Origin of the sequence: Streptomyces sp. NPDC017095 (assembly GCF_044332325.1) — a bacterium.
Taxonomy (GTDB): domain Bacteria; phylum Actinomycetota; class Actinomycetes; order Streptomycetales; family Streptomycetaceae; genus Streptomyces.
The window spans coordinates 37,967-48,983 of the sequence record NZ_JBIROU010000007.1; the positions used below are offsets into that span (position 1 = coordinate 37,967).

Genomic DNA, 11,017 nt, shown 5'->3' on the forward strand with positions numbered 1-11,017 from the left:
CGTGCGGGTCCGTCAGGCACCCCGGCGCGGTCCCGGCGGCAGCGCGGCGGCCGGGACGTACTGCGCCCCGGTGTCCTGCTGCCGTCCCAGCGTGCCGACCCGCTGCCACTGCGACTGCTGCCGCGCGCTGTAGGCCCCGGCGCTGTAGGCGCTGTACGTGCTGCCGAAGGTGCCCGCGCGGTGGTCGCCGTAGCGCCCGCTGCCGTCCGGGAACTCGCCGAACGGGCTGAACCTCAGCCCCTCCTCGCCGCTGCGGTCCCCCGGCAGGGTGCGGAAGGCCTTGACCCACTCCGTGTAAAGCGCGTCGTAGATCGGCGTGGCCGAACCGCCGCAGTGCTCCTGCGCCGACCGGGCAGCGGGCACGGAGGAGAAGGACCGGCGTGGAGAAGCGTCGTATGCGTGCACGTATGTCCAAACGACCGGGACCCCAAAGGGATGCGGTCGTACCACTCTCCGGTGCGGTCCGGTCCGCACGACGGGTCCCGGCTCACGTCCCCGCGAGCGGCAGCGCCGCGGCGACCAGCCGGCCGCTCGCCGCCGCCTTGTCCAGCGCGTCGCGCAGCAGGTCCTCCCGGGGCTGGCGTCCGATGGAGCCCACCGGCGCCGCGAACAGCAGCACCTGCTGGTGCTTGTTGGCGGCGGCCCGCCAGCCGTCGGTCACCTGGAGCGGCTGGTGCGCCTGCCACCACGCCACCGGCTGTCCGCCGTTGCTCCCCGGCTGGAGCACCGCGTGCAGCCGGCCCACGGCCAGCAGGACGGACCAGCCGTGCAGCACCGGAGGCACGGAGGACAGCTCGGTCACCGGCAGGAAGCCCTGTTCGACCAGGAGCGGCAGGAAGTCGTCGCCGGGGCCGGCCGTGCCCGGGCGGACGATCGGCGAGGTGGGCTCGACGACGAGCGCGGGGTGCAGCTCGCCGTCGAGCAGGACGAGGCCGCTGGTCACGCCGAGCACCGCCTGCTCGGGCACGGTCCTGTCCGGCACACCGCCGGGCACCTGCTCGTCCGCGGCGCCGATGGACCGGACGGCGCCCTGCAACTGCTCCTCCGTGACCTGGACGACCTGCGAGGGCAGGCAGCCGGCGTGGGCGAAGGCGAGGACGGCGGTCTCGTCGCCGACGAACAGGACGGTGCTGGTGCGCTCCTGCTCGGAGTCGCCCGGGGTGCGACAGGACGTGCAGTCGTAACTGCCCGGGGCGTTCTCTCCGGCGAGCAGCCGGTCGGCTTCTTCGTCGCCGATCTCGGCGCGTACGGCGTCGCTGACGTCGAGCATGCGCGGCACGGGTGGCTCCCTCGGGATGGGGTGCTGGGGTCGGCCGGGTGGCTCCCGGCCGATGAGCCCCCGGGGTTGCGGGCTCATGAAGAAGACAACGGGCGTCCTGTGGTGGGAGTCACGCCCCGGGCCGGACCGGTTCGGACCTTCCGCCGTACGCGGTCACCTTCGGTGCGGTTTCGGCCACGGACCGTCAACTCCGGATTTCTTCAAGGAACTTGAAGGGGTGAGGTGGGTCACAAGTCAACGCGGCCGGTGGTCGAAAAATCGGGAAATCGAACCATGTAGTGGGTGACCGGAAATCGCCGCTACCTCCGGTAACGGGCAACTGGCCTGGCCGGACGGCGGGTTGGTTGATTCCCGCGGCCCGTCCTCCCTAGATTCCTCCGCCGTGTGCAACGAGCACCGCTCGGGTACGTCCGCCGGCCGGCGTCAGGCAGAGCACAGCGCCTGCACCGGTCACGACGGGCGGGGCGGGGCGCGCGGCGGCCGCGGGTCATGCGCGGCCGGGGCGTGCCGCGTCCGGGGGAGCCCGGGTTCGTGGAGAGGGAACTACATGTCCGAGTGTGCCGATACCACCCGTAGCACCGCCCGTCCCGACAGCGCCCGCAAGGGCCGCACCACGGCCGCGCTCGCCGGGGCCGCCCTGCTGGCCCCGCTCGGCCTGCTGGCCGCGACCGGCAACGCCGCCGCGGCGGACAACGGAGTGTGGGACCGCATCGCCCAGTGCGAGAGCGGCGGCAACTGGCACATCAACACCGGCAACGGCTACTACGGCGGGCTCCAGTTCTCCGCCTCGACCTGGCGCGCGTACGGCGGCTCCGCCTACGCCCCGACGGCCGACCAGGCCTCCAGAAGCGCGCAGATCTCCGTCGCCACCCAGGTCCAGCAGGCCCAGGGCTGGGGCGCCTGGCCGGTCTGCTCGGCCCGCGCCGGGGCGTACGGCGCCGCCCCCGCGGCGGCCCGCACCGGCTCCGCCGGTACGCAGTCGTCCCAGGGCGGCACGACGACGAAGTCCGCACCGGCCGCCTCCGCACCCGCAGCCTCCGCCCCTGCGCGGACACCGGAGCGTCCGGCCACCGGCACCGGCCGCGCCGCCTCCAGCGGCGGCTACACCGTCCGCGAGGGCGACACGCTGAGCATCATCGCCGCCCGCCACGGGACCACCTGGGAGCGGATCTACGCCGCCAACAAGGCCGTCATCGGCGACGACCCCGACCTGATCGTGCCCGGCCAGAGCCTCGCGCTCTGAGCGCCGGCACACCGCGCGACCGCGGCCGCCGTCCCGGCACACCCGGGGCGGCGGCCGTCCGCGTCCCTCTTCCCGGCGGCCGCGCGGCCGGCGCGGACCGGGGTGGACCGGTGCGGCGGCGGCCGGGAACGGGAGCCCGGGCCGTGCGGGATCCGCGCGCACCAGCGGTGCCGTGTCCCCGCCGGTCCGCCGGGCGGTCAGCGCGCTGCCCGCCGGGCGCCGCCGGACGGCCGTGTGCCGAATCCGTGAAAATTCCCATGGCCCGTCAGCTGCGGTACGCCCGCACGGGATTGCCCGACAATCGCGTCCCGGCCCCGCCCCGATCCCCACTGCGGCGCTTTCCGCAGGTAATTCGGCAGGCCCTTCCGGCGCGCGTAAATTGTGTTCGAATACCCCGGTAAGCCGAACGGAAACCCCCGTACGTGTGATGGTGTCCGGCAAAACGCGGAACGGGAAGCTGTGACGAAGATGTGACCGGGGGCGGACACTTCTCATACCCGGCCGTGCCCGGCTAGCGTGGCCTCATGGCACCGATCACCCCTCCGCCGACGGAGCCCCAGGACAGTCCCGACGGTTACGTCGGCCTCGACGCGGCGCACGCCGAGCGCCTCGCCCGGCGGCGCGGCTGGCCGACGGTGCGGTCGCTGCCGCCGGGCGCGATCATCACCATGGAGTACCGGGCCGGACGGCTGAACTTCGAGGTACGGGACGGCCGGGTGGCCCGCGCCTGGAAGGGCTGACCTCCGGCGGTGACTCCCGGCGGCGCGGCGCGGCCCGGCGCTGCGGACGCGGCCACGGCGAAGGCCCCGGCTCCCTCTCCGGGAGCCGGGGCCTTCGTGCGACCGGGCGTCGGCGGTGGCGCGGCGCGCGAAGCGGTGGTGCGTACCGGACTTCGCCGCCGTGACGCTTCGTACCCGCCGTGGCGTTTCGTGCCCGCCGTCAGCCGCCGGTCAGCGGGCGGGCGGCCGGCTGGGACGTGCCGCGGGGCAGGCGGTCGGCGTGCGGCGGCCGGCGGCTGCCCGCCGGGGTGACCGGGGTGCGCTCCGAACGGGCCGTGTGCGGTCCGGGTGCCAGGTGCACCAGGCCCCGGGAGGCCCGGGTCGAGGCGGCCGGCTCGCGGGCCGGCTGTTCCGCCGGGGTGCCGAGCGGCCGCAGCAGGACCGGTGCGACCGGGACGGCGGGCTCGGGCACGGTCCGGCCGCGGCGGTCGCGCCAGCGGTCGCGCAGGTCGAACAGGACCAGCTCGGCCCTGGCGATCAGCGGCTCGCACCAGGGCAGCGCCAGCAGGATCAGCAGGCCGGCGGCCCAGCCCAGCAGCACGTCGCTCAGCCAGTGCGTACCGAGGTAGACGGTGGTGAGGCCGACGCCGAGCGAGGTGACCGCGGAGAGGGCCGACAGCCAGCGGCGCGCGCGCGGGGTGGAGGCCAGATAGGCGAGGATGCCCCAGGTCACGACCGCGTTGGCGGTGTGGCCGCTGGGAAATATATCGCCGCCCAGACCCATCTCGTTCGAGCCGATCACGGTCGCGTAGTGCGGGCCGAGCCGTCCCATGCCCAGCTTGGCGGCGCCGACGGTGACGTTCAGCAGCAGCAGCGAGGCGGCGAGGGTGAGCAGCGGGCGGACGGTGTGCTGCCGCCAGGAGCGCCAGCCCAGCCAGGCCGCGACCATCACGGCGGTGGGGCCGCGCTGGCCCAGCACCACGTAGTAGTCGAGGAACGCGTGGATCTGCGGCCACTGCTGGTACGGCCGGAAGAACATGACCTGCCAGTCCAGCCGGACGAGCCAGGACGTGGTGACGATGGCCCACACGATCGCGAGGTAGAAAGCCAGGGTCGCGGAGAACAGCACGACCCGGTGCCGGCTCATCCTCGGCACATCGATGTGGGCCGGTCGTTCCGGCTCACGGTCCAGTCTGGCGAACACCCGGTCCAGACGCCGGGTGAGGTTTCGTTCGGTACGCACCCAATCGACGTTACAGCGAGTGAGCTGTGTTCCCGGTCGAAACAGCGGCTTTGTGATGACGATGTGATGTGGGAAACGTCTCAAGGGCGCCCAGAATTCCCGGGATTCCGCAATCCGGGAAGCCCGGTCGGGTCAATTCCTTTGATCATGCCGGGTGTTGTTTATATGGCGCTTATGAATGCGTTAACCCGGTCCTGGTGCGGAATTCTCCCGGACGTCATCGGCCCGTCCTGTCGATCATGGCGGACCGGAACCGTTCAGCCAGAAGGCGCCGTAGACCGCCGCCAGGACCGCCAATCCCGCCGTGACCAGGGCCGAACGGGAGGTGCGCGCCCGGGCCAGGGCCCCGGCGAGCGGCAGCAGCAGCGGGAAGGCGGGTATCAGCAGCCGCGGCTTGGAGCCGAAGTAGCTCGACGCGCACAGGGCGAGGGCGAGCACGACCCCCGTGTAGACCAGCAGCCCGGCCGGCTGACGCTCGCGCACCCCGGTGACGTACAGCCAGATGAGCAGGGCCACCCCGGCGATCAGGCCGCAGCCGGCGAGGGCGGACGGGAACGACGTGAACTTGTCGGCCACGAAGCGGGCGAAGGCGTAGCCGCCGTCGAAGCCGTTGCGCCAGCCGGCCTGTACGTCCAGATAGCCGAGTGGGCCCCCGCCGGTGCGCCGGCCCACCCACAGGACGTAGCCGGCGGCGCCGAGCGGAGCGAGCAGCATGCCGAGCGCCCGGCGCGTGGCCAGGGCGCGCGGTGACGGGAGCGCGCCGGGCGGGCGGAGCGGAGTGTGCGGGGCAGGGAGTGCGCCGGTGGCGCGCTCGTCGTGGTGCGCGCCCGGCGCGTGCCGCGTGCTCCGCGCTCGCGCGAACGAGATCAGGCCCGCCGTCCACACCGCGGCGATCACCGCCGCTCCCACCGGCCGGGTCAGCCCCGCCAGCGCCGCGAGCGCGCCGGCGCTCACCCACCGCCCGGTCAGCACCGCGTACAGGGACCAGGCCGCCAGCGCCGTGAACAGTGACTCGCTGTACGCCATCGACTGCACGACGCCGACCGGCAGGACCGCCCACAGCAGGACGGTGAAGAACGCCGCGCGGGGGCCGCGCACGTGCTCGGCGACCGCGAAGATCCCGGCCGCGGCGGCGAGCGAGGCCAGGACGCTCACCGTGAACCCGGCGTCCGCGTACGACAGCGGCGTGAGCGCGTGCAGCAGCCGCTCCAGCCAGGGCAGCAGCGGGAAGAACGCCAGGTTGGAGTGGACGTCCCCGTTCGGCAGCCGCACCTCGTAGCCGTAGCCCAGCTCGGCGACCCGCGTGTACCAGAGCGCGTCCCAGCGGGCGGTCAGCAAGGTGTGCGCGCTGGTGCCGCGCGCGGCGCTCCACACCGCCAGCACGGCCAGCCCCAGGGCGCGGACCGCCGCGTAGCCCAGCAGGGCCGGGGCCGCCCGGCGCGGAAGAGGGGCGCGGGGCGGGGCCACGCGCGGGTCAGGATCGGTCACGGGCCCGATTATCGACGGCGGTCCGGACCGGACCTGCGGCCGGGTCACGGCAGGCCGGCAGCGGCGTGCTGTACGCCACACGGGTTGCCTCGCGCGGGTGAGAGGTCCGCCACGCGGCCCCGAGGCGGACTCGCGTACGCTGACGAGCCACCCGCGTGGGTTCGCGCGGGCCGGAGACGCCGCTCCGCTCCGGCCGCACGACAGGGAGTCCCCGTCCCGTCGGTCCGCCCCACGCGAGGGATCATCTGGGAGGTACGTACATGTCCGGGACGACCACGGCTGCCGTCCGGCAGCACGGTCGGGTGGCCGGAGCCGGTGCCCACCGGTGGGTCGTCCTCGTCGTCCTCTGCGCCAGCCTGCTGCTCGTCGCCCTCGACGCGACCGTGCTGCACGTGGCGGTCCCCGCCGTCACCGAGGACCTCAGGCCCGGCGCCGTGGAACTGCTCTGGATCGTCGACGTCTACCCGCTGGTCTGCGCCTCGCTGCTGATCCTCTTCGGCACCCTCGGCGACCGGATCGGCCGCAGACGGGTCCTGCTGCTCGGCTACGGCCTGTTCGGTGTCGCCTCCGCCCTGGCCGCGTGGGCGGGGAGCGCGGAACTGCTGATCCTGGCCCGCGCGCTGCTCGGCGCCGGCGGCGCGATGATCATGCCCGCGACGCTGTCGATCCTCCGCGAGGTCTTCCCGGACCGGCGCGAGCGGGCCGTGGCCATCGGCGTGTGGAGCGCGGTGGCGGCGGTCGGCGCGGCGGTCGGACCGCTGCTCGGCGGCTTCCTGCTGGAGCACTTCTGGTGGGGCTCGGTCTTCCTGGTCAACATCCCGCTCATGCTGATCAGCATTCCGGCGGGCCGGCTGCTGCTGCCGGAGTCCCGGGGCGCGGGCGACGGCCCGTGGGACGTGACCGGCGCGCTGCTGGCGGCGGCCGGGCTCTTCGGGGCCGTCCTCGGGGTGAAGCGGCTCGGCGGGGGAGAGGCGGCCGGCCTGTTCACCGTGGTGCCGCCGGCGGCCGGCTGCGCCCTCCTCCTGCTCTTCGTACGGCGGCAGCGCCGCCACCCGTACCCGCTGGTGGACCTGCGGATGTTCCGCCGGCCCGCGTTCGGCACCGCGGTGGGCTGCATCGTGCTGGCCATGCTCGCGCTGGTCGGCCTGGAGCTGATCGCCGCCCAGTACCTGCAACTGGTGCTCGGCCTGTCCCCGCTGGAGACGGGCCTCAGACTGCTGCCGCTGACCGTCGCGGCCATGGTGGCGGGCCTGGCGGGTGCGCGCGTCCTGCGCCGCTTCGGGCCGCGCCGGACCGTGTGCGCCGGCTTCTGCCTGACCGCCGTCGCGGTGCTGACCCTGACGGCGATGGGCGGCACCGACGACCCGCCGCTGCTGCTGACCGGCTTCGTGCTGCTGGGTCTCGGCCTGGAGACCACGCTCTTCGGCGCCTACGAGTCGATGCTGAGCGAGGTCCCGGCCGATCGGTCCGGCGGGGCGGCGGCGATCGGCGAGACGTCGTACCAGCTCGGCGCCGGCCTGGGCATCGCGCTGCTGGGCAGTGTGATGAACGCGGCCTACGCGCCGGGGCTGCGCGCGGTGCCGGGTGTGCCGCGGCGCGCGTCGGCCGCGGCGGGCCACTCGCTCGGCGAGGCCTACGAGGTCGCCGGCCGGCTCGGCGGGCCCGCCGGGGCCGCGCTGCGCCGGGCGGCGCGGGAGTCGTTCGTGCACGGGCTGCATGTGACGCTGCTGGTCAGCGCGGTCCTGCTGCTGCTGGGCGCGGTGCTGGCGCTGCGGCTGCCGCGGCTGATGCAGTGTGGTGCGGAGCCGGCCGGTGACGGGGTGGGACTGCCGGCGCCCCGGGAGGCGGAAGGCGGCGGCCCCGGCGCCGCGGGTCCCCGGCCGGCCTCCTCTGGACGTGCGGGACACCGCACCGTAACGTCGGCCGGAGAGCCGTAACTAGCGCTGCTAGTTTTGTCGAGTCTTCCTCCCGGAGGGTGTCTCATGTCCGCGTCCGCGAAGCTGCCCCCGTTCGACGCCGCCGACCCGCTCGGCATCGACGACCTGCTGGAGCCGGAGGACCTGGCCGTCCGGGACACCGTCCGCGCCTGGGCCGCCGACCGTGTGCTGCCGTACGTCGCCGACTGGTACGAGCGGGGCGAGCTGCCCGGCATCCGCGACCTCGCCCGGGAACTGGGCTCGCTCGGCGCGCTCGGCATGTCGCTCACCGGCTACGGCTGCGCGGGCGCGAGCGCCGTGCAGTACGGCCTGGCCTGTCTGGAGCTGGAGGCGGCCGACTCGGGCATCCGGTCGCTGGTCTCCGTGCAGGGCTCCCTCGCGATGTACGCCATCCACCGGTTCGGCGGCGAGGAGCAGAAGCAGCAGTGGCTGCCGCGCATGGCCGCCGGTGAGGTGATCGGCTGCTTCGGGCTGACCGAGCCCGACCACGGCTCCGACCCCGCCGCGATGCGCACCCACGCCAAGCGCGACGGCGACGACTGGGTCCTCAGCGGCCGCAAGATGTGGATCACCAACGGCTCGGTCGCCGGGGTCGCGGTCGTCTGGGCGCAGACCGAGGAGGGCATCCGCGGCTTCCTCGTGCCCGCCGGCAGCCCCGGCTTCTCGGCACCGGAGATCAAGCACAAGTGGTCCCTGCGCGCCTCGGTGACCAGCGAACTGGTCCTGGACGAGGTCCGGCTGCCCGGTACGGCCGTGCTGCCGGAGGCCGTCGGGCTGCGCGGCCCGCTCAGCTGTCTCTCGCACGCCCGGTACGGCATCGTCTGGGGCGCGATGGGCGCCGCGCGCAGCAGCTTCGAGACCGCCCTCGACTACGCCAGGTCACGGGAGCAGTTCGGGCGGCCCATCGGCGGCTTCCAGCTCACCCAGGCCAAGCTGGCCGACATGGCGGTGGAACTGCACAAGGGGATTCTGCTCGCCCACCATCTGGGGCGGCGGATGGACGCCGGCCGCCTGCGTCCCGAGCAGGTCAGCTTCGGCAAGCTCAACAACGTCCGCGAGGCCATCGAGATCTGCCGTACGGCGCGGACGATCCTCGGTGCCAACGGGATCTCCCTGGAGTACCCGGTGATGCGGCACGCGACCAACCTGGAGTCGGTGCTCACCTACGAGGGCACCGTCGAGATGCACCAGCTCGTGCTGGGCAAGGCGCTCACCGGGCTCGACGCCTTCCGGTGAGCCCCGTCGACAGGCAGGGCCGGTGAACGGCCCTGCCTCAGCTCTGGTTGAAGAAGCCGTCGGAGCGGTGCGCGGACGCCTCACCGCTGATGATCTCCGTGTCGGCGGGGGTGAGCAGGAACACCCGGTTGGACACCCGGTCGATGGAGCCGCGCAGCCCGAAGATCAGCCCGGCCGCGAAGTCCACGACCCGCTTGGCGTCGCCGGGCTCCATGTTGGTGAGGTTCATGATGACCGGGACACCGTCCCGGAACAGTTCGCCGATGGCGCGGGCGTCCCGGAAGCTGTCCGGGGTCACCGTGCCGATCCGGCGGCCCTTGTCCTCGGCCGTGTCCGTGGCCACCTTCACCCGCGGGTCGGTGACCCAGGCGTCCCCGGACTCGGTGCCCTCGGAGTAGTCGTCGTCGTAATAGCGCTCGTCATCGTTGTCGTCGACGAGGCCGAGCCATGCACTCGCCTTGCGTACCGATCCCATGGACGCCTCCTCTCACAGCGTTCTCTCTTGCTTTCCGCACCCCTATGGTCATCCATGATGCGGACGGCGTGCCAAGTGGATAGACGCCGCGCGGGGGGTTTGTGACGGTACTGGTGCACAGCGGATCCGTCGAGAGTCCTTGTGCCCCAAGGGCCGAGACTCATACGGCTGCTGACTGAGAGTGAAATATGATTGTTCGCGGCGGACGGGTGACGGGCGGTGCGTCCGGGTGAACGCCGGACTCGTCACACAAACGCGGCGTGCGGGTCCCCGGCCGGGAACCCGCACGCCGCGCTGCCGTGCCGGACGGTGTCGCTGTCAGTTCGTCAGCTCCGGCGGGCTGATGCGGGATTCCTTGATCGCCGAGCCCGTCGTGCCCCACTTCTTGAGGATTTTCTCGTAGGAGCCGTCGGACAGCAGCTTGTTGACGGCCGCCTGGAAGGCCGGCGTCAGCGCCGAGCCCTTCTTGAAGGCGAAGCCGACGTCCAGGCGGTGGTACTCGTTGAGGAACTTCAGTCCCTCCTGGTGCGCGACGGCATAGCGCAGGCCGTTGATCGTGGACATCACCACGTCGCTGCGGCCCTGCTGGACCGAGGACCAGATCGCGCTCGGCTCGGCGTACGTCTGGATCTGGTACGCCTTCTTGCCCGCGTCGGCGCACACGTGCTTGTTCTGCTCCAGCGTGGCCTCGAACGTGGTGCCGGCGCCGGTCGCGATGTTCAGACCGCACAGCTGCCTGAGATCGGTGATCTTCGACAGCTTGCTGTCCTTGCGGGTGGCGAAGCCCTGCCCGTCGTTGACGTAGGTGACGAAGTCGATCGTCTTGCGGCGCTCGTCGGTGACGCCGAAGTTGCTCGCGCCGAAGTCGTACTTGCCGCTGTCCAGGGCGGGCAGGATCGCCTCGAAGCCGGCCTGCTCCACCTTCAGCTTGATGCCGAGCACCCGGGCGACCGCCTCGGTGAAGTCGACGTCCTGGCCGGTCAGGGTCTTGCCGTCGGAGAGGTAGGCGGTGCCGGGCGGGGTGCCGCCGACGCTGACCGCGACGGTGAGCTTGGTGGTGCCGGCGGGCAGCAGCTTCGCCGCGGCCGGGTCCTTGCGCACGCCGGAGACGACATCCGTGGTGGGCACCTCGGCGTTCTTGGCCGCCACTGCGGAGGCGTCCGCGCCGCCCGGGCCGCCGGATCCGGAGCCGCAGGCGGTGAGCAGCAGGGCGGCCGAGGTGATCAGGGCGAAGGGCATGGCGTGCCGGTAAAGGGACGTACGCATCGGGTAGCGGTCTCCTGAAGCAGAAGGGTGTGCGGAAGCGCGAGGGGAGGGGAGCGCGTGTGAAGGCGGCAACGCGGAGAGAACGCGAGAAGGTCCGCCGCGAGGGGCGGACGCGCGCAGGGGGTCAGCTC

10 protein-coding genes are annotated in these 11,017 nt (G+C 73.1%); 4 read left to right on the forward strand and 6 right to left on the reverse strand.

Going from position 1 to position 11,017, the window contains the following annotated elements:
- Nucleotides 1-12 precede the first annotated feature (12 nt).
- Together ACH4OA_RS15420 and ACH4OA_RS15425 are read right to left on the reverse strand one after the other, a co-directional pair.
- Nucleotides 13-405, reverse strand: coding sequence for a hypothetical protein (locus tag ACH4OA_RS15420; RefSeq protein ID WP_365878202.1), 393 nt, complete (start codon nucleotides 403-405; stop codon nucleotides 13-15).
- A gap of 82 nt (nucleotides 406-487) precedes the next feature.
- A complete protein-coding gene (locus ACH4OA_RS15425) occupies nucleotides 488-1,279 on the reverse strand; it encodes a hypothetical protein (protein WP_365878200.1) in 792 nt (263 codons plus the stop codon).
- A 547-nt stretch (nucleotides 1,280-1,826) separates the two neighbouring features.
- Here ACH4OA_RS15425 and ACH4OA_RS15430 point away from each other — a divergent pair.
- Nucleotides 1,827-2,522 carry a transglycosylase family protein gene (locus ACH4OA_RS15430; RefSeq protein ID WP_397969398.1) on the forward strand — a complete coding sequence of 232 codons (696 nt, stop codon included), beginning with the start codon at nucleotides 1,827-1,829 and terminating at the stop codon, nucleotides 2,520-2,522.
- A gap of 524 nt (nucleotides 2,523-3,046) precedes the next feature.
- Nucleotides 3,047-3,262, forward strand: a complete 216-nt coding sequence (locus ACH4OA_RS15435) for an I78 family peptidase inhibitor (RefSeq protein WP_397969400.1) — start codon at nucleotides 3,047-3,049, stop codon at nucleotides 3,260-3,262.
- Nucleotides 3,263-3,461: 199 nt separating this feature from the next.
- Here the strand turns inward: ACH4OA_RS15435 and ACH4OA_RS15440 are convergent, their stop codons facing one another.
- Both ACH4OA_RS15440 and ACH4OA_RS15445 read right to left on the reverse strand, forming a co-directional pair.
- Nucleotides 3,462-4,484 (reverse strand): phosphatase PAP2 family protein, encoded by a 1,023-nt coding sequence (locus tag ACH4OA_RS15440; protein WP_397969402.1) that lies wholly within the window; start codon nucleotides 4,482-4,484, stop codon nucleotides 3,462-3,464.
- Nucleotides 4,485-4,721: 237 nt separating this feature from the next.
- On the reverse strand, nucleotides 4,722-5,972 hold the full coding sequence (locus ACH4OA_RS15445) for a glycosyltransferase family 39 protein (RefSeq protein ID WP_397969403.1): 1,251 nt from the start codon (nucleotides 5,970-5,972) through the stop codon (nucleotides 4,722-4,724).
- 260 nt (nucleotides 5,973-6,232) lie between these two features.
- On the opposite strand from ACH4OA_RS15445, the gene ACH4OA_RS15450 reads away from it, so the two are divergent.
- Nucleotides 6,233-7,909 carry an MFS transporter gene (locus ACH4OA_RS15450; protein WP_397969404.1) on the forward strand — a complete coding sequence of 559 codons (1,677 nt, stop codon included), beginning with the start codon at nucleotides 6,233-6,235 and terminating at the stop codon, nucleotides 7,907-7,909.
- 45 nt (nucleotides 7,910-7,954) lie between these two features.
- Nucleotides 7,955-9,145 carry an acyl-CoA dehydrogenase family protein gene (locus tag ACH4OA_RS15455; protein WP_397949371.1) on the forward strand — a complete coding sequence of 397 codons (1,191 nt, stop codon included), beginning with the start codon at nucleotides 7,955-7,957 and terminating at the stop codon, nucleotides 9,143-9,145.
- 37 nt (nucleotides 9,146-9,182) lie between these two features.
- On the opposite strand, the gene ACH4OA_RS15460 is transcribed toward ACH4OA_RS15455, so the two are convergent.
- Nucleotides 9,183-9,620 (reverse strand): cell division protein SepF, encoded by a 438-nt coding sequence (locus ACH4OA_RS15460; protein ID WP_103812297.1) that lies wholly within the window; start codon nucleotides 9,618-9,620, stop codon nucleotides 9,183-9,185.
- 318 nt (nucleotides 9,621-9,938) lie between these two features.
- Entirely contained in the window at nucleotides 9,939-10,886 is a 948-nt protein-coding gene (locus ACH4OA_RS15465) for an ABC transporter substrate-binding protein (protein ID WP_397937143.1), read from the reverse strand.
- Nucleotides 10,887-11,017 lie beyond the last annotated feature (131 nt).